Source organism: Salegentibacter tibetensis, from assembly GCF_020164485.1.
In the GTDB taxonomy this organism is placed as follows: Bacteria; Bacteroidota; Bacteroidia; order Flavobacteriales; family Flavobacteriaceae; genus Salegentibacter; species Salegentibacter tibetensis.
In genome coordinates, this window is sequence record NZ_JAIQZA010000038.1 from 1 (window position 1) to 20,729 (window position 20,729).

Here is a 20,729-nt window from a genome sequence, read left to right on the forward strand (position 1 = left end):
TTGCATCGTAAATATAAGAAATTGTTCCGCCACCTATGCTAACACTCGTTGGTAAATTAAGATGGTTGTAGGTAATATCTGTAATTCCTTTGTTGTCATCCCTGGTCATATTGCCATTGGTGTCATAGGTATATTCGGTGGTCAGGTTAGCTCCGTTGACAAAACCATAAGTTCCATTTCCTGTATCATTCACCCGCTGTAGTTTATTTCCATTATTGTGGTAGGCATAGGTGAGCACATCCATATTGCCAAAGCTGGAGGAAGTACTGTTTATTGCACCCCTTCTGGTCAAGTTAGTCAAATTACCGTTTTTGTCATAGGATATTCCGCTTACATTGTAATTACTGCTATTTGCAGTGGCAAAAGTAATTCGGTTTAAATTATCATAGCCGTAGCGATACCATTTTAAATTACTGTCGGTATTTGCTGTTCTCCATTCGGTCTCGGCTATATTCCCGTTGAATAAAGGTGTGCCACTATGGTTAACGGTATTGTAGTTTAATTTAAATCCAAAAAGGTCTGATCCTAAGTTTCCGGGATTGTTAATTTGTTTAAGCCAGCCTCTTACATTATAGCTATAATCTACATTCTGTAGGCCAATTCCCTTATCTACGCCACCAACCTGCTTTTGTACCAGTTGCCCCACTTCATCGTAGGTGTTGCGGGCTATAAGCTCGGTAGCATTGGAATTTACCTTTTGATTTTGTTCCTTTAGCCTACCCATGTGATCATATGTATAAGTATCAATGGTGATAATTGTGTTTTGACCACTTTTACTATGGGTTGTCTTATTCGTTTTTACCTTTCCGGTAAAATCAAGATCACTTTCTACCAGGTCTGTGGTTGAATGGTATGAATTTACAGATTTGGTCCAAACCTGTCTTCCCATTTTTTCATAGGCGGTCACTGTAGTGATCCAATTGGAGGTACCCAGAACACGCACCTTGCTTACCGTTGGTAAACCTTTAGTTGCGGTGCTGATATTTTCACCAACCGAATTGGAAGTGGGAACGGTAATTCCTGCCTGAGCCGAAGAAGCCAGATAAGTATCATAATAATTTTCGGTATGTACCTCGCTTATATAAGTTTGTGGATAAGCATCATTTGAATAGTAAATTGAAGTTCCACCTAAAGTTATAGATGATCCTCTTTTTTCGAAATGAATAGCATTGTTATCTGCTTCTGCCTGTAGCGTCGCTCTTGTTGCGATCCGGGTTACTATGCCTGTATAAGCTACTCGTCCAAAAGCATCATACTTAGTAAATAACCACTGATTTTTGTCCTTAAGATTGGGATCCTGTGTCATAATGGGCTGGTCTAGCTTATTATATACAATGTAATCCCAACCAGATAAAGTTTCCGAAGGGTTTCCTTTACCAGGTATTCTTTTTTCAATAAGCCTGTTTCTTCCGTCATACCTGTACTGATAACATAACTCATTAAGCTCCGTTGTTGAAATGCCATCAGAAGTTTTCACCTTGGGCGGAATTACATAGGTGAGGTTGCCATGGTCGTCATAGACATAATAGGTATCGTGAGCCGCTCCTGAATTATAGGTACGCTTTAGTACTACTCTTCCTTGCTTGTCTTTAAATTCCTCTGTGGTATTATTTTTAGTGGTTGTACTTGGATGATTTTCGTCACGGGTAATTGTCTTATACAACTCACCCGCAGCATAATACAAACCGGTGTTTTGTGAAAGGGTAGGCTTATAGGAGGCGTCCAGTGTAACTTTATATAAGCGCACTTCTTCTAAACCATTGGAAACATAGTCCAGTTCCATTTCGTGGCCACTGCCAAGTCGCCAATCATAACCCGGCGCTGCCTGCTTAGCCACCCTGTTAAGCGGGGAAGGCTCTAAAAGTTTTTCACTAAAAGGATTAGCAGTAGTTGTCGTCATTCCGGGGAAATCATCAGAAAAATTATCCAGGTAATAGGAAGCGGTAGCCGTGTGCATATCTGCCGTACGATAGCTTCCAAAACTACCATCTTCAATAGGAACCGGAAGGTAGTCTTTACTCTGGCGGCCATATTGGTCATATGATATATGTGTAACAACATCGGCTTTTCCGGCTTTGCTTACCATTTCGGAAATGGAGGATTCGGTCCCATCCAGTTTCTGGAATACAGGTTGCCAGAAATATTGCCTAGTACTGATATTGGTCGCATAATATAAATAACTACGTAAACGGCTGGTGGTAGTGGTACTCCTCCATTTGAAGTCAGTCCCGCTAATTTTCTTCACCCCATTACGATCATACACCCCGCTTATCCCGGAGTTACCCCCGCCATAGCTATAAGGATGAATCACTCCCACCAATAAATACCACTCCCCTACGTTAGGCATATCTCCACTCCAGAAATAGGGGTTGCTGTTGGAGGTACCATTAAGGTTATTGACATTCTGGGTTCCATGGTAAGTGGTTCCATCCTGCGATCCTGTGCGCTTTACCCATACCGAATATCGATACGAAGCATTCTTGTCTACAGGAAAATAATCGGTATTCCAGCCACCATCGGCATTGCTGCTACTGTCATTTCCACACTCCCAGAGCAACTCTTCAGTTCCAAATGGACTAGAGGCAAGTATTCGGTTGTTTTCTGTAGTACTTCCATTCTGGTTATAGAAAGGAGCCGAACCACTGCCCAATTGCCACGAATTTGTACTTATTATGCTGGGATGTGCAGAACCACCGGCACGAAGCGCTGTTTGCTGCATTGGCCTTCCCAATCCATCGAAGTATGTGATGCTTTCTATGGCGTCTTTAGTCGATGAAGAAGGGTTTTGATATATCCTGGTAAAGACGTAGTTCTCATCTGAATACTCAAGTGAACTACTTGCCTCTGGACAACCATTTACGGGACCCGGCTCTCCGGGACAAAGATCGTCGTTGTTGGCCACATAACCCACCGGCTGGGTACAACTGGTTGTAGTGGGAGAACTCTCCCCAAAACCGTCTCCGTCAGCATCCCTGTACCAGATGGTATTGGGGTTTATAGCTGCGTTGGTATCATCACAATCCTCGTTGTTCAAAATATAGCCGGAGGGCTGAAGACATTGACGCTTCCAGTCATTTGGATCTCCTGCCCCATCTCCATCAGCATCCCTATACCAGTAGGTATAAGGGTGAATCGCGGCATCAAAATCGTTACAGTCATTTTTATTCGATACATAACCAGGCTGAGAGGAACTTAGGCATTCCATAAAATTGGGGTCTCCATATCCATCTCCGTCATAATCCCGGTAATATTCGTAATACCCTGAACCACAAGGACTATCAGGGTTTGAGATAATTTCCTGGGAAAAGCCGCTAAAGCTATATATACAGCAAACAATTAAAGCTGAGAGTACTTTTTTCATTTCTTTATTCTTTTAGTTGGTGGAACCCTTGTAGTTATATTTATTCTCAGAGATAATGTTTCCATCTTTATCTTTCACGAATTCAAGCCGGTTGAAGGAATCATATTCATAATAGGTTGTATTCTCCCTTGGGTCTGTAATACTGGTTAATCCTACTAGGGGATCATAAATATAGGTCGTAACTGAAGCTTCCGCTAATGAAGTTCTTAAGGTGTTGATACTCGACAAATTACTTTCGTTATAATTTTCTAAAGTTGAAGCACTGATCCCCAGAGCTGAAGCTATTTCAGCAAAGGTTGCGTTTTCTATTTTTGCTATGGGATATTGATCCTCGTACCCCCACAGATATACAATATGAGGTCCATCTGTTTTAGATATCTCCATAGGATTACCCGAGCTGTCATAGCGGTGGTAGACAACTCTATTCTCAGATTCACCATCCTTCTTAGCCACAGAAATAGTCTCTATTTCTGTTATTTTATCCACATTTTTATATTTATTTTTTACCGTAGATATTAATTCACCTGTTGCGGGTATATTATCATTATTATAATCTTTATAGCTTTTCACTTCAATGGGCACTAGACGATTGTTTTGCTTCAGTCTCTCTTCAGCATTTGTTCGCACCGCAATGTCCGGAGGATAGACAATGGTTTGAATCAAAGGATCCTGGTCACTGGTAGAAGTTCTGGTTTGAGAATTTTGATAGTGTTTAGAATAATTAAAATCGTAATCTATAGTAGTTACTATTGGATTAGTTCCATCATAGGTGGTTTCCACAGTGGAAACTTTATCCACTGTACCCCCGGTTGTGTAAAAGGCTTTGTACATAATTCCTGACCCATCAACGGGGTCCCAATAATCTTCAGAATTAAAAAAAATAGCTAAGGGAAAACGATATCGTGTTGAAGTCCAATTGTATAAATCACCTGCGTCATTTTCCAGGAAATGCTTCTCTGTAGCTTCATCCACTAACATTAATCCTTCACCTCCTTGAGATGACTGAGCAATAATGTCACCATATAAAAAGGTATTATCGATACTTTTTACCATGGAATAGTTACCATCAGCATTCTTTCTGTAATTTCGGATAAGCAGTGGCAAACCTCGTAACCACTCATTATCATTTGGCAAATGGTACGGATACTTCATATACCCCTGGTTATCCTTTGTAAGACTGAATTCATATTCTATTTTTCCAACATTATTGACGGTATCTCCATAGTACTCGGTCACCATTCCATAGCCGATAGAATTCCCCTGCCCTGTACTAAGAGGACTTCCGGGCACGGCACCGTCCGGTTCTAATACAATAGTCCCATCGGTACTTTTTGTTTGATTTATAGTATAAAAATTTGGCATTCCAAGAACGGCTCCTGAACAATCTCCATTGGTTCTTTTATATTCATACTCCTTAAAAGATACCAGGTTCTGGTTAGAATCGTAATTGTCGATTCTTTTAATTCTTTTTCCCGATGTATAGAGAACATCTGCAGTATTGGACTGGATTTGCTCCTTCCAATTAAGACTAACCGAAAAAGCATCGTCCATATTAAATGGATCATGAGATCCTTGAGGCTCCACAACTAAATTATAATCACCTGCAGCAAGAGTAAACTCAATCTGCCCGATAAACAATTCTTTTACTAATAAGCCACCCTGGTAAATAAAGACTCTGAATTTGCAGCCAGCCCCAAAGTAAGTCGAATAACAACCCTGCTGATTCGAAAAGGAAACATCTGTTGCTACCTTCCCATTAATTCCCTCTCCTATGGTAAAAAGTTTTTCATAGGAAATACCGTTATAATAATCGACATGTTCCATATGGGATAGTCCAACAGAAAAATTTTCTTCAGTAGCAGGGTTCGGATTTTGGAAGAAAAGATTCTCAATCTCCCCATCTGGCTTGGCCCGATTATGTTCATAAGAAAAACTGGTGCTTCCACCCGTAGGATATTTTATTGAGACAAGCATTCCAGCTAATGATTTCTCTTGGTTTACTGTACGGTCAATTGAGGTAGAACCATAGTCAAAAAAGGTGAGATATCTACCATTGTTAGCTCCATTATAGTAACCCCAGTAGTCCTGAGAATTTGAAAACCTGTTTGGCAATGGGGTAGGATCATACTCAAAAACATATGGCGGTTTTCCCACCCCATCCTTACCCCTTTCTGTTACCGAGGAAAGCATAAGTCGCTTGTCCGCTGCGTCTTCTGATGTTTCAAGGTGATAAAGCTGATTGGAGTCATCTATGGCATCATTATAGTGATATGCAAGATCATAGGACCGAACTAAACCACTTTTATTAAAAAATTTTACGGTTGATAGCGCGTGAGCATTTTGAAGATCCAGCCGTCCTGTAGTAGAAGGAATAAACTCAACATGGGTATTTGGAGCAATAATTTTTTCTAAATAATGCTGTGTACTTCTTACTTCATTGAAATAAGCAGTAGGGATCTTAGTTCCCATATCCAGTTTATCATAACTCCTCCTGAAGAAACTGGGAGGATATTGATCTAATGCATAATAAAAATTAACAATTTCTCCTTTTGGTGATACAACATCCATAAGTTTCCAGGAGTTATATACCCGGAAGGTCTCGTTGTTAGAGTTTTTATCCTGCACACCATCAGCTGAATAAGAATAGTTGGCGACCACCTCCTCAAGGTCCCGGGCTAATCTGGCATTATCCTGTGATTTACCAAAGTAATATTTAAAACCGTCAGAATTAGTTACAACAAAACTTCCGATTTTTCCATTTTCCATGAAATACTGAATATCAATATCATCATATGCCTGTAAAATAAACTCAGATGTCAATTGATTTAAAAAAAATTTTGCCGAAAGTCCGGGAGCCTGAACATGAAAAATATCGGGCAACATGTCATATTTCCCGTTCAAAAGCTCGTTATACGCTGTGCTTCTTGTGGAATGGTTCGTAAAAAAATCCTTATACACTTCATTGTTCAGATATCCGTCATAAGGATATTCATCTGCTGCATTTCCTCTTTGCTGACGGGTAATTGCTCCTCCCGCGTTCAGTGTCCAGCCTATTCCGACACTTGAGGCTATCTCCTCCACTTTTATCCCGCGCGCATGGTAAGATAATCCTACAGGAAATACCTGACCATCAACATCAATGTTGTGGAATGGAATACTAATTTGGGGTAGACCGGTGTAATGAGATACCGGGACATCTGAAAATTTCGCAAAAGATGCGGCCTCAGGTGAAGGCGGTACTATATCTGGTAACTGAGTTGGGTCCGAAGATTGTGCAATAATGTTTCCGGCTAAAACTAAGCACATCAATAAAAAAAGATTCCTGTACAACATATAAAAAAGGTTAGATATATAAAAAACAAATCTAACCTCAGCCCCTTAAAATAATTAAGAAAAAACCGTACTTCTTTTACGGGAATGCAGGAAAATTCAAAAAATATTCTTAAATACTCTAAATATTAAAAAAAAAGAAGCGTTTAGTACAAAATTGTATGAGGTAAAATAAAAGTAAAAAAGCCTACATCTATCCCAAAGTTTGAAAGAAATAGTTACAAAAAGCCTTTCTTTTTTGCTCCGTTGATAAGAGCGAGATCGCCACCGTCCTCTACCTCAAATATTTCTTTCAAAAATTTTTTACGTTTCTCAATAGCTGCCAGAGAAAGCGGAACCTTTACCACCAAATCCTTAGTACGTACCCCCTCTGCTAAGTAATAAAGTATAGCTCGGTCGTTTTCATTGAGAATAATTTCGGAGGTCAATTGCCTCCTCATCAAATTTATGATAGACTGACTATAGTGAACCTTACCAATTAGTACCTTTCTAAAAGCTTTAATAAATTCAGTAGGTGTTATATCACTTTTAATTAAAAAAGCCTCCGGATCTATATTTTTTAAAATATTCATTAACCTTATATTTTCACTATACATTGTGAGCACAATTAATGAAGTTAAAGGGGATACTTTTCTTATTTCCTGCCCCAGGTCTTCCCCAGAAAGGAATTTTTTATCAATTGACGATGGCAAATTGATATCCAAAAAAACAATGTCATATAATCCGTCGTTTAATGATTTGATGATCTTTTGATTTGCCTCACCACAGTCATGCGCAGTGTCAATAATTAGCACGAAATCATCATCTTTAGAATCTTCCTGAAGTATACTCTTATAACCTTCTATAATTAATGAGTGGTCATCAATCATCAAAATTTTAAGCCTCTTTTTCATTTAAATTGAAATTTTAATAGTTATCAAAGTTCCCATCTTACCGGATTTAATGTAAAAAGACCCACCAATTTCTTTGGTACGGGACCTCATATTTGCCAAGCCAATACCCTGTACTTTCTTATCAATGTCAAAGCCCCTTCCATTATCATTAATGCTTATTATTAAACATTCTTCTTTAAGAATCAATTTAATTTCAGCTTTACTGGCCCCAGAATACCTTTTAATGTTTTGAAAGGCTTCCTGAATAATTCTATACAGGTTCATTTTTATAGGGTTGCTGATCCTTTCCCAGGGAATAGAAGGGTCCGAATTTATAGTTGGCAAAAAGCCAAGTATCATAGCCTGGTCTTCTAGTAGTTTTCTAAGAAGTTTTAAAAAACCAACTTCTTGAAATTTATTATTCTGCAGTTCGTGAGAAATTAGACGAATCTCTTGTTCCATTTGGCGCAAGTCGTCGAGGTGTTTTTCCTTAATTTTTATTGAATCTTGGTCACATTTCAAATTTAGATTACTTAAAGTAAATCGTATTCCAAATAACTTGCTTAGCACTCCATCGTGCAATTCTTTTGAAATTCTTTCCTTTTCTTTGTATTTACCATCTTCAATTTTGTTTTCCTGATCCAGTAATAACCTATAAATTTCTTCATTTGCCTTTTGCTGATCACGTTCATTTTTTAACTTTCTATGTTTAGCTTTCTGCCGGAAAATAATTATTGCAAGAAAAGATAAAATTAAAGCACCTGAAGAGCCTCCTATAAGCCATTTCTTTTGTTCATTTAACTGCTTATTTTTAGCAATAAATTCATCGGTCTCAAAGTGAATCCTGGCAAATTTGTTTCTCACCCTTCTTTCTTTATTTTGGAGACTATCACTTAATTCAATGTGCTTTCTTAAAAAATAACCCTCATTATTGATATCTATTTCCGCCAAAAGTAGCATTGAATTCAGAATATCCCTGTGATTACTCGTTTGTTCTGATAACGCTAAAGCTTGGCTCGCATATTTTAGGGCCTTCAACGAATCCTTCTTAAAAAGATAATATTCGCTCAAATGAATTTTATTAACTACAATTCCGGATTCATGATTTATTTTTTCTCTTATCTGAAGAGCTTCCAGGAAATCGGAAAATATACCTACTGTATCTGTTTTTTTTAGTCTTGCATGCGCCCTATTGTCCAGCAACATTGCGTATAATTGTGGTCTTTTAATCTCAATACTATCAACCTGTAGAGCAGTTTGATATTTTTCAATAGCTTCATCAAAATAGCCATCTTCTTTATAGATATTACCAATATTGTTAAGTGAAGAAGCTTGTAAAAGTAAGTTCCCTGAAATAAGGTGAAATTCCAGCGCCCTTCCGTGGTATTCCAAAGCTTTTTTATAATCCCCCAGTTCTTTGTAAATAATACCTAAGTTATTATAAGCCTTATATAATTGACTTTTATTCTTTGCTTTTTTGATTTTATTAATAGCTTTTATTGTAGTGACTTCACTTCCTGCATAATCCTTAATATTTTTTTGTAATATAGCCATATTAAGAAGCATCATTCCTGAAAGAAACTCTTCTTTTCCAGCATCATAAAATAAAAAAGCCTTATTGTAATTATAATACGAACTGTCGATAAGATTATCCTGAAGAAAATAAGAAGCCAAATCCCAATGAGCCTCAGCAATTTTTAAAGTATCGTTAATTTTAATTGATTTAATAAAAGCCTTCCTATTCCAATATCTAAATTTCTTAGAATCTCCATTTTTTAAAGAGTAATAAGCATATTTGAAATAAAGGCTGTTTATTAAGGAATCATTTTCTAATTCTATTAGTAATTCGTTAATCGAATCTAATTGTTGTGATTCTTTTCCTACTTCAAGTAGTTCTAAATAATGTCTATTTTCAAAAGGATGGACTACAGCTTTTTGTTCTTCTTGGTTACACGAGCAAAAAAGAAAAATAAAGAAAAATGGAAAAATTCTTATATCCAATGATTTATATTAAACAGAGAGTCAAGTTAAAAGTTGAAATCTTGACTCTCCTAGTTCTAAAATTTATTAACCATTTTTATACTCTTCCTTGTTGTAAACTTCATCGTCATCATCACCTGTATCACCAATTGGATCAATAATATTTTCAACCTCTAAACCTGTTGAATTATCAATCTCCTCTGGCTCACATGAAATAAAAAAGGTTACAGCTAAAATACAAAAAATAATTCTTGTTAAATTCTTCATAATTAAATATTTAAAATATGGAACAATAGCGTAATTCTAGGTGTACATCTTTGTCTGTAATAGCTTTATACCACCTGAGAGTTTTACTTTTATCAAATAAGAGTTCTTAATTTTTTGTTAACAAGACAAATATAAACCGTTGATAATGTAACCTTTGCCCCTTATAAAACTATTATGTGAGTAGAGCAATTCCAATAGTGAGTAACACGCTTTTCGTGGTGAATGACGCATTTTTCAGGATGCAAAAGATGGAGAGAAATAAAAACGTTCTTTTAGATTAATCACCTGAGGCTTGAAGGATTTTGAGAAAGGTATATCTGGTGACTTTCCCCGTAAAACGATTAAAGATTTACCAAAATTAATTCTCGTGATTTGGCGAGTATTTACAATGTAACTTTTGTGGATACGTAAAAAGTTTTTTGGCAACAAATTTTCGAAATGCTTCAAGGTTTTATATGCAGTAACCTTTCTATCCTGCTTAAGAAAAAAATCTGTTGTATTATTATCCGCCATTAAATAAAGAATCTCATCCATTTCAATAAACTGATAATCTGAATAAGATTTAAGACATAATTTGTCAGGTTCTTTGGTTTGGTTTTGCTTTTTAAATTTCATCAAGCATTTTCTCAATTCCGGTAATGAGAGTGGTTTCAGTAAATAATCTATAAAGTCGTTCTTTATAACATCATAAGCTTTTCTTTTTGACGACGATATAGCAACAAAAGAAGGCAACTCATGTAAATAAGGATACAATTCCTTAACTAATTCAAAAGCATTTCTAAGTCCTCTTTTATTATCGATATCAAGAAAAACTACAGATGGAGGATCTTGAAGAATATAGTCTATTGCCTCTTCATTCTTGTGAGAAATAAAAAGACAGTGGAATTCAGGGAAATTTTTTAAATATTTCGAGAGATTTTTTTCTACCTCTGAATCGCAACCTATTATAGAAAAAGTAAATTCCATCAATATTTTTTTAAAGGAGAGCATTTCCTCAAGAATTCTTCCTTTTGTCACCCAACTAACTGAAGAGATTAAAAAATTACTAATACAATTTAACTTCGTTTTCTTAGCTCGAAAAAGAATATTTGTTTTAAACCCCTTAAAATTTGAAACAAAATTAAAATTGACCTATAGAATACTGCTACGTTTTTCCGTAAGATTTTTACGGTTAAAACAGAAAGTATTTAATTTTGATATTATCGTAAATTCCCATATTATAAGACTCAACCTCAATTATTAAAATTAATTAAGGATACCTATACGTCTCTTTAAAAAAAAACCGGAGATTAAAATCTACAAGGATATTTCGAAGCAACAATTCAGCATATCATTGAAATTTGGTAAAAAACATTATTCGTCCAAATTGTAATTAGAAAAAAGCCCAAAAAGCTAGTCCTAATTCCTGGAATGATTATTTAAATAGAATCCTAAGTCATATGATGGAGATACTTGCAAAAAAATTAATATGCCAGATGTATAAGAGATTTTACTGAGCCAAAAAAGAGTATTTAAAGTAAAAAAAACTTCTTAAAGGTTAATTCTAAAATGATACCTTATGAAAACCTTGTACTAGTTAAACCTTACTAAAAGTAAGGGGAACCCCTACTTTTAGTAAGGTTTGTTTTTCCCTTTTCTGATTTTCAAGTTTTAATTTTACAATCTATTAACTTTTAAATCATATATTTAATGAGAACCCAAAAACTACTATTAGGTATCTTGGCAACAGGTGCCTTCCTTGCCTCTTGTCAAAAAGAAGAAACCACAACTCTTGAAGAGGCCAAAATTGAGGAAACTACACAAGAGACTAAGATATCTAAGGAAGATCTTAAACAAATAGCTAATTTACATTTTAATACTCAGGATGCTGAGGCTATAGATTTCCTGCTTCCCAACGGTGAGACCAAAAAATCCTTTCTTATTGAAGGTGACATTCTTCTGGATGAGGAACAATTAGAAAGTTTGAGCTCGGCAAATGTAACCGATAAGCAATATCGAACATACAACCTGGTCTCAACGCCTCGATATGTGAATGTAATAGGGTATACAGGTGGTTCCGGCCAGGGATTAACGTCTAAACAACGCACCGCATTGCAACGTGCAATAAACAATTACAATTCCCTGAATATTGGACTTTATTTCACCCTTACCTTCGGGACAAATTATGGACCTTACGATATTGTGGTGTACCAAAATCCAAACGGTGAGGCCGGTGGCGTTGCAGGCTTTCCTAGTGATGGAGATCCATATAAATATGTTCAGATCTACTCTGGGATGGAAAATTACAGCACCGCAACTAATGAGCACGTAATCACCCACGAGATAGGCCACTCAGTAGGTCTACGTCATACAGATTGGTATAGCCGCCAGAGTTGTGGTCAAAGTGGTGAAGCTGCAGGGTCTGATGGAGCTGTTCACATTCCCGGCACCCCAACCGGATTTGATTCAAACTCTGTCATGCTTGCTTGCTTTAGCGCCAGTGAAAGTGGAAATTTTGGTTACTATGATGAAGTTGCCCTGGAATACCTTTATTAATGTTAGACAATTTGAACTTAGTCTTAATTTGTTAGCAGAAAATGGATGTCTATAAGGCATCCATTTCTTTTTAACCCCGGAATACACGATCGAAAAATTTTTATAAAATTTTAAAAACATAATGATTATGAAATTTAAAGCAACTTTACTTGAAACACTATTTTTAGTCACCTTTTTTTATGTCTTGTAAGCCAGAAACGCTACCCTAGGATCAACCACAAATGAAAAAATTAATGTAGAAAAAATAGCCTCAGGGAATGAAGACAAACCTATTGATGATAGGAAAAATGAGGACTAAACTATATGAGAGAATATTTTACTTTTTGTAGTTTTGAATATCCTCAAAATTGACCTTTCTTGAATTTTACAATAACTTATTTTTTAGTTAGATTCAAAAGCACCTAGCCAGGTGTTGAATAAATAAAACCCCTTATTGGAGAAATCACAGCTTACCAAAGAAGAAATAAGATAAATTTACCATAACCTCATCAGAGAAGTTTCGGGATCTCATCTTAATTTCGCAAAACTATTGGAACAAATAGTTGCAGATTACCGTAACCTAACTGCAGCAAAAATTGAATTTAGTTTTGATGAAGATATTGATGGGGAGTTCTTTGATGAAAAATCCAAATTAATTATTACCGTATTTAAGAAGCCTTACAGAATTTAGTGAAACACGCTGAAGCCACTCTTGTGAACATAAAAATATACCGTGAATAAGATATGCTGATAATAAAAATTCAGGATAACGGAGAAGGTTTTGAAAGCAGCGAAAAGTAAAAGGCATTGATTTAAAAAATATGCAGAACCGAATGGAAAAAATTGAGGGGATGTTTACTTGCGACACTTCAACCAGTGGAGCACATCTTTTATTTAGGGTGAAAATTTACAAAAATGGATAAATCAATTTCGGTATTAATAATAGACGACCACCCCATTTATTACAAGTGCCTACGAATCAGCACTGGAAAGTTTTGTAACCCAAAATGCTACCTATAATTTTAAAATCACCAGCACTTATAGCCTGGATGAAGGCCAATTATTGCTAGACAATCCTAATTTTATAGAAAATCTTGATCTGGTATTTTTAGATATGCGTTTACCGGCCAGCAGTGATGGCAAACTGTTTCTGGCGAAGACCTAGGGAAATTAATTCGGGTAAAAAAACCTACAGTCAAAATTATAGTTTCTACCACTTTTAATGATAATTATCGCTTTCATAATATTCTACAATCACTGAATCCTGAAGGACTTTTGGTGAAAAACGATATTAATCAAAGAGCTATTAAGTGCTATAGAAAATACCCTGGCGGGTTCTCCCCATTATATTAAAACGTTGCTTAACCTCCTTAGAAAACAGATTGGTAACGGTATTTATTTAGATGAAGTAGATCCTAAAATGCTTTACGAACTTTCTATTGGTGCTAAATTAGTAGCCTACTTATTCCATTGATATTTCATTTCCTTCCCGTTTACTGTCCCTTACCTTTTTTGTAATGCAAAATACCAAGATTTAGAAGTTAGTCCAGACTGCATAAGCCAGTCAGGCTGCGCCCTCCTTTTTATAAGTCTTCCCTAATTCTAAATCTTGAAAATGTATAAGCATCAAAAAAGGTAACAGCAAACGGCTCTAAAAGAAGTAAATGAAAATTAAAAAGAAATGAGAATGACTACTTACATATCATCCGCAGTAAAAAATAAAATCAAAAAGGAAAACGCTCCGGATAAAAAAAGTAAATGATTTTTTGTTAATCTCTGAAGAGTTCAGGGGTTCAATTTAACCACGCCTTAATAAGGCAATAAATCTTTTCAATTATGAGTACTTTAAAAAACAATGTTCAGTTAATCGGAAATGTAGGAAACACTCCCGAAACGACCACTTTTGAAAGTGGAAAGAAAGTAACACGTTTTTCATTGGCTACCAATGAATTCTACTACGTTGAAGACGAGAAAACACAACAAACCTACTGGCACAACCTTGTAGCCTGGGGAAAACAGGCCGACATTATCGAAAAATATGTGGGTAAAGGAAAAGAAATAGCGATCGCAGGAAAATTAACTTCAAGATCCTATGAGGATAAAAATGGAAACAAACAATTCGTTACCGAGGTGATTATTCAGTAAGTTCTGCTTTTAGGTAGTAAATCTAATGAAGCTTAATTAAAGAAGAAGAGGGCTTCATCCTCGAATATTGGCCCTCTTCTTTTACTAACTATAAACATAACACCTATGCATATCAAAGTTAATGAAGTAAATGTAAGCTATAGCGGGAATATCAAAGTAAGTAAATTACCAAAAATTAATTCCTCTGCTGCCGCCGCGACCGTCTTTTTCGAGAATTGGAATAAAGACAATATCGAACTCCACGAAAGCTTTAAACTTATGCTTTTGAACAACAACAACCGGGTTAAAGGTATCTACACGCTGTCAAACGGTGGTATTACAGGGACCTTAGTGGATTTGCGTATACTTTTTGCCGTGGTCTTAAAAAGCCTGACCACCGCCGTAATTCTGGCGCATAATCATCCATCTGGAACCCTTAGACCAAGTCATCCGGATAAATCCCTTACCCGTAAAATTAAAGAGGCAGCCGTTTTTTTTGATATTAAAGTTTTGGACCACCTTATTATAAATCCAGAAGGAAATTTCTTTAGTTTTGCCGATGAAGGTATCCTTTAATACCATTTAAATTTAGCCTGCTACTAAGCCCTTTTAATTTTTTAAAAGGGCTTTTTTTATGGAATGCCGGAGCCTTTTAAATCATCCTTACCGACTATAATTATAAAAAATCAAATTTACACATACTTTCCCGGCTGGAGAATTTTATTCTCAATCATAAATAGTTGCAACTATAACCACTCTAAAAATCCCTAACAGTAAAAATTTAACATTTCTGGAGGTGATTTTGGATTTCCTAACTAAATTTTCAACTATTATTTGACATTAAATAAACGGGTTTTTATTCAGGAAATTATTCAAATCTTTTAAAGTAGTATCCCTTACCACTTATTGATTTTATAGGCTATTACACTATTATTTTACGCTCCTTCAACTCTATTAAATCTTCATAGAATTTTATCTTTATATGGCTGATATTTTAGGATTTATAATTCGAAGGAATCATTTTTTGACTTTCGATATCCATCGTAAACCGAATATTTAGCAATTGAAATTTTGTCTTTTTTTTTATTACTCTAATAAGCCGGTTTAATTAGAATCAGGAAAATTAATTGAAAAATTTGTCCCGCCGTACGGGACGAAAATGACAGCAAGAGGGTAACACGCTACGCGATGTTGGGTAGTCATTTTCCATTTGTTTTACATCATTTGAATGCAGGTTGCATCAAATCTTGTGTGTCCTGAAAAACAGCTATGAACTTTTTTATAAAAAAACGCTCTCAGCCCAATAACGACGGTGAATTTTTTATGAAAAAATGAATTTTCAACACCACTTACCACTTTTACTTCACTCCGCAAAAGCTCCATTTCAGAAAAATAGGTTCGTTAAAAAATGTCTTAACACAGGCCAAAAGCTTTGGAAATAAAGTGATATGAAAAAGCTTTTAGGCTCAAGTCCGCTGGTTAGACGTTTAATCCAAGAAACTACTATAATAATCAACTTAATAATAAAAACCTTTTAAGGTGATTAAAAATCTTAATCGACTCAATTTTATAAAAATCAATTCGAGAATTATTAACTATTACCAGGTCTCTAACAGGGATATAATTTCCAGAATCCCATATTTAATTTTAAAACTTCTCAAGTATTCTTCTAATTTTTTAAAGTTAACTTTAAAGAATTTATTTTTAAATCTTAAAAACCTGGATTCATTTTCTAACCATCTAAAGAGCTATTAAATTCTATTTAATAGTTGAAATTTTTGCCCTTGGGGGCAAAAGTTGAATAGCAAGAGGGTAACGGGCAAAGCCACGTTATAATGTTTCAACTTATTGATTATCAATCATATAATATTTTTAAACAACCTGATTTTAAAACGATTTGCGACAAATGGCCTGGAAAGCCGCATAACCAGGTTAGAATTTGCGACAATTCGAAAAATGAAAAGTAAAAAAACAGCCCACTTCTAGTAAGTTGAAAATTAAAAAGACTACCGGTTTGAATGAATACTTTAACTTACTAACCCACTCACCACTTTTACTTCCACTCTGCAAAAGCTTAGTTTCAGAAAAAGAGGTTCGTTAAAAAAGTCCTGGACTGGACACGAGCCAAAAAGCTTTTAATTTAATTGGTAAATGAGATAATTCGTTGAAGCTTTCTGACTCAAGTCCGCCTGGTCCGAACTGAAAGTTGGCAATCAGGATTTCAAGTTCTCTTTTCTTTGGAAGCTTCTTACACCACCTTCCCTTTTGCTGCCAAAGCAATAAGCTTTGAAATTAATCGGAGTGCATAAACCGGCTTGCCTATTTATAACTCCTCTATAATTTCAAAGCTTGAAGATACCGTGGGCATCAAAAGGTAATGCGAAGGCGCTGGAAGAAGTAAATAAAAAACAACGGAACTATCTTTTCATTCTGATCTAAATCCGGTTCCAGTTCAACCTCAAAAAGGAAAATGCTCCAGATGAAAAAAGTAAATGGCTGAAAAGAGTTTTCAACATCGGCAACATTTATAAAATAGGTCTTTAATTCCATTTGAACTTTTGAATTTTACCTCCAAATTTTTATTGATGCATTTTAGTGTCTATTGAGGCTTTACCCCTTATCATCATTGGAGTTATCAACAATAACAGTTTTTAGATTACGGAAGTTATGCCCTACATTTAGCCCTGGTTTGACTTTCTTTTAACTTAAAATTTCTCTTATGGAAAAAGGATTTTCTCAGCCGCTGCGGCAAAGTCTTCATTCCCTCGAAGTGAAGATCGATGAGCTCATAAGAGCTACAAAGGCACAGCCACTGGCACATACCGAATACCTCCTGCTCGATAATGCTGATTTCATTCAGTTATTTAAAATTACGGCAAGGACCGCACAACACTGGCGAGAGGATGGGGTGATTGAATTCCTGCAGGTGAAAGGAAAGATCTATTATAAAATTGGTGATGTCAAAGCTTTTATTGATCGGAATCGCCAGGCAAGAAAACAGCGATGAAGGAAGTTAGCTTATCGGTTCCCATCCAAATGCTTATCGATGCCCAGGTAAATGGGTATGTCAATAAGCTTCGTTTCTTCCTGCTTTTAAAATTTTGTTACCCCAGTGGAAAGCTTAAGTTCGATAGAGAGGATTTACTGGATATGGAATGGATGGGAATGATCAAGTCCCGAAAAACTACCAAAAAATATATTGAATTTTTATGTGAGAAAGGCTGGTTACAGCTTAATGCTAAAACCGGCTATTATATCGTAAAGTCTTTTGACCGCATAAGGGAGGAAGAAGGCTGGAGCGTAAGAAAGGCTTTTTCAATAGGATTTGATTCCTACCTAAACCTGAAGGCCATTATAGGAGGCATTTTATATGCCTATTTGCATACCGATTTCTGGAGAAAAACCAGGAGGAAGAAAAGCGTACACTTAAAAGGCAGTACCTATCATTTTCTATCCCCCAGGTTTAACTTTAAAGAACAACCTGCGCCGGTGGCCGTCTCGGGATTAGCTTCCATTTTTTCAATCTCTGCTGCTACAGCATCAAGATTGAAAAAACTTGCCGATCAGTATAAATTGATCGAAGTGGAAAAGCACTATAGTCCGCTTATTTTTAATAAAAAGGCTATGAACTTGTGTCTTAAGTACAATGATAAACCCCATAACCTTGTTTACCGGGATGGTGGTTACCGATTACAGTTAATTGACACTATTTTACCTCTTTTTCCGTTCAAAAACAGGCAAAAACTGAAAGCATAAAGAAAAGGCTATAGATAATTATTGAAAAAATACTTTTAGCCTTGCGTTTTTTGTTTGTTTATTTTGTTTGTTTTGTTTTGGGGTATTTTGGTGATTTTTGTTTGCCGTTGATGGCTTTTAATAGGTTTTAGTGCCCGCTAAGCAACCATTTTTAATATCCTCGATAGTACCTCAATTGTTGGCTGATTGTTGACTACGCTAAGAGCCTATGTATACTGCAGGTTTCGAACTTGTACACCACTTGTTCAGTGCTAATTCACTACTAATACACTGATGGGACACTACCCTCCGAACACCAGTTTATTTCTGGGATTGCTTGTACACTAGGTATTTTCCTGGCTGGATTAAGCCAAAAATCCCCGGCTGAAACTATTAATTGTTTTGTTATATCGATAGTGCTTAATGGGATTTTGATTTATATATTAATCTCTAAACCCCCAGCCGCACAGTCTACTTCAATTCTGATTATGTTAAAGAAATGGATTTAGCGAATTGAATAAATAATTTCTGTGACTGATTTTAACCATCAAACCTAATATCCCGCCAACATCGAGGTTAACAAATAATTAAGAAAAATTTACCTTTTTACATATTGGTTGTATAAAAAGAATTTAAGTAGGAAACTTGTATTGACTAACCTATTTAACTCTAAACCCAATGAAAAAATTTACCTTATTAAAATGCCTGCTGGTTATGCAGGCTTTCTTTTTTATGGCTTGTGAGCCGGAACCAATGGTTTTGTTTCCAGAAGCCACCCCAGTGGCTCATAATTTTCTAATTGATTCAAATGGAGATTATTTTGAAGATTTTGAAAATGTCTCCAAGACATCATATGCTGGAGCGAATGTTACGTTTAACGACGGAGAATGGTATTTTGAGGATGCGCTTATTGGTGGTTTAAGCGGAGATTCAAAAAATGGTGCCAAATCAGTTAGGATGCGATATAATGGGGTTATAACCATGGGGTATGATCTTCCCGATGGAATTAAAACTGTTTCACTCCGATATGCTAAATATAACCGTGATTCACAAACTAGTTTTGAGTTATACTATTCAACTGATGCCGGTGCTACCTGGACAAAGGGTGGAGATGAAATTCATGTGAAGAAAACTAATCTTGAAACGGCAAATTTTTCCATAAATGTGCAGGGTAATGTGCGCCTTGAAATTCGTAAAACTGATGGGAAAAGTGACCGTCTCAATATAGATGACATCATCGTTCAGTCTAATCCCATTACTGAGACCGAGACTTTAGTAAATATTACTGAGGACTATGAATCTGGTTCCAAGAGAAGTTATGCTGCTGGAATAGTTTCACTTCCTTCGGGAGACTGGTACCTTGAGGAAGCTTTGATTGGTTCCCTTGATAATGACCGTAAGACAGGTTTAAAATCTGTAAGGATCCGTGATTATGGAATACTTCAAATGAATTATGACGTGGTGGGCGCGACATCCGTAAGTTTAAGCCATGCTTTGTATGGTACAGATGGCTCTAGTAGCTGGGAACTCCAGGCTTCTACAGACGGGGGTGTGAATTGGTCAAAAATAGGAAATACCGTCAGTACCTCTAGCACTATCCTGGAAACAATTAACTTCTCTGTTAATTATAGCGAGAATGTAAGATTTAGGCTTTTAAAGCTCTCTGGCAGTGGCGATCGCATTAATATTGACGATTTTGTAATTGGTGGTACTCAAGATACTGAATCAGATACTGGTGGAGGTACAGCAGAAGAACCTATTCAATTTGGAGAAGTTCATCTTACTATGGGGAATCCATCAAATGCTTTAACAGATATAACTATACCAAATAATTATTTATTGAAAAAGGAAGAATATGTAATGTCATACAGTCGGGATAAAGGAACTGCAAATTGGGTGAGCTGGCATCTGGATGAGTCTTGGCGGGGGAATGCTTCGCGTCAGAATGACTTTAGAGAGGATAACACTTTACCATCTTCCTGGTATAAAGTAAACGAAACTGATTATCGTTATAGTGGATTTGATCGTGGTCATTTGTGTCCCTCTGCGGATCGGACAATTTCAGTAGAGGCTAATTCAAATACATTTTTTATGACCAATATGATGCCTCAGGCTCCGAATAATAACCGGAATGTTTGGGCAAGTTTGGAGAGCTATTGTAGATCTCTTTTAAGCGAAGGCTATGAACTATATATAATTTCAGGAGGTTATGGTGTAGGCGGAGATGGTTCTGAGGGATATGCCGAATATATCGCGAATGGAAAGGTAACGGTTCCCTCTAATACCTGGAAGGTCATTATGGTACTTCCAGTGGGTGATGATGATGTGAATAGAGTGACTACTAATACTCAAGTCATTGCCGTAGATATACCAAATAGTCAAAATGTTTCTTCTGATTGGACTCAGTATAGTACCTCGGTTGATGATATTGAGATACTAACGGGAAATGACTTTTTTAATCTGGTTCCAGATCACATTGAAGATGTAATCGAGGATAACATATACATACTTTAAAATACCAAATACTAACCATAGGCTAGTCGGAA

The 20,729-nt window shown here is 36.1% G+C and carries 14 protein-coding genes; 7 read left to right on the forward strand and 7 right to left on the reverse strand.

What is annotated here, in order from left to right; genetic code table 11:
• From LB467_RS15820 to LB467_RS15845, 6 genes are all read right to left on the reverse strand, one after another.
• Positions 1–3,361 (reverse strand): DUF6443 domain-containing protein (locus tag LB467_RS15820; protein WP_224475026.1); only part of this gene is annotated, 3,361 nt, incomplete at its 3' end.
• 12 nt (positions 3,362–3,373) lie between these two features.
• Entirely contained in the window at positions 3,374–6,667 is a 3,294-nt protein-coding gene (locus LB467_RS15825; RefSeq protein ID WP_224475027.1) for an RHS repeat domain-containing protein, read from the reverse strand.
• Between the two features lie 242 nt (positions 6,668–6,909).
• Complete coding sequence (locus LB467_RS15830) at positions 6,910–7,584, reverse strand: response regulator (RefSeq protein ID WP_224475028.1); 675 nt, start codon at positions 7,582–7,584, stop codon at positions 6,910–6,912.
• On the reverse strand, positions 7,585–9,564 hold the full coding sequence (locus tag LB467_RS15835; protein ID WP_224475029.1) for an ATP-binding protein: 1,980 nt from the start codon (positions 9,562–9,564) through the stop codon (positions 7,585–7,587).
• A gap of 66 nt (positions 9,565–9,630) precedes the next feature.
• Positions 9,631–9,810, reverse strand: a complete 180-nt coding sequence (locus LB467_RS15840; protein ID WP_224475030.1) for a hypothetical protein — start codon at positions 9,808–9,810, stop codon at positions 9,631–9,633.
• Between the two features lie 234 nt (positions 9,811–10,044).
• Positions 10,045–10,776, reverse strand: a complete 732-nt coding sequence (locus tag LB467_RS15845; RefSeq protein WP_224475031.1) for a LytR/AlgR family response regulator transcription factor — start codon at positions 10,774–10,776, stop codon at positions 10,045–10,047.
• A gap of 723 nt (positions 10,777–11,499) precedes the next feature.
• Between LB467_RS15845 and LB467_RS15850 the strand changes: the two genes are divergently transcribed.
• From LB467_RS15850 to LB467_RS15865, 4 genes are all read left to right on the forward strand, one after another.
• Complete coding sequence (locus LB467_RS15850; RefSeq protein WP_224475032.1) at positions 11,500–12,345, forward strand: M57 family metalloprotease; 846 nt, start codon at positions 11,500–11,502, stop codon at positions 12,343–12,345.
• 529 nt (positions 12,346–12,874) lie between these two features.
• Positions 12,875–13,015 carry a hypothetical protein gene (locus LB467_RS15855; protein WP_224475033.1) on the forward strand — a complete coding sequence of 47 codons (141 nt, stop codon included), beginning with the start codon at positions 12,875–12,877 and terminating at the stop codon, positions 13,013–13,015.
• 1,145 nt (positions 13,016–14,160) lie between these two features.
• Positions 14,161–14,469, forward strand: coding sequence for a single-stranded DNA-binding protein (locus tag LB467_RS15860; RefSeq protein ID WP_224475034.1), 309 nt, complete (start codon positions 14,161–14,163; stop codon positions 14,467–14,469).
• A 105-nt stretch (positions 14,470–14,574) separates the two neighbouring features.
• Positions 14,575–15,024: a JAB domain-containing protein gene (locus LB467_RS15865; RefSeq protein ID WP_224475035.1), complete on the forward strand. Its 450-nt coding sequence runs from the start codon at positions 14,575–14,577 to the stop codon at positions 15,022–15,024.
• Between the two features lie 1,791 nt (positions 15,025–16,815).
• Here LB467_RS15865 and LB467_RS15870 read toward each other — a convergent pair.
• Complete coding sequence (locus tag LB467_RS15870) at positions 16,816–16,998, reverse strand: hypothetical protein (protein ID WP_224475036.1); 183 nt, start codon at positions 16,996–16,998, stop codon at positions 16,816–16,818.
• A 169-nt stretch (positions 16,999–17,167) separates the two neighbouring features.
• Between LB467_RS15870 and LB467_RS15875 the strand changes: the two genes are divergently transcribed.
• The 3 genes from LB467_RS15875 (at position 17,168) to LB467_RS15885 (ending at position 20,697) form a co-directional block, all read left to right on the forward strand.
• Positions 17,168–17,455 carry a DNA-binding protein gene (locus LB467_RS15875; protein ID WP_224475037.1) on the forward strand — a complete coding sequence of 96 codons (288 nt, stop codon included), beginning with the start codon at positions 17,168–17,170 and terminating at the stop codon, positions 17,453–17,455.
• Entirely contained in the window at positions 17,452–18,204 is a 753-nt protein-coding gene (locus tag LB467_RS15880) for a hypothetical protein (RefSeq protein ID WP_224475038.1), read from the forward strand. The genes LB467_RS15875 and LB467_RS15880 overlap by 4 nt, the downstream gene beginning before the upstream one ends.
• A 657-nt stretch (positions 18,205–18,861) precedes the next feature.
• The gene (locus tag LB467_RS15885; protein WP_224475039.1) at positions 18,862–20,697 is read left to right on the forward strand and encodes a DNA/RNA non-specific endonuclease; all 1,836 of its coding nucleotides are present in this window, start codon (positions 18,862–18,864) and stop codon (positions 20,695–20,697) included.
• Positions 20,698–20,729: the final 32 nt, after the last annotated feature.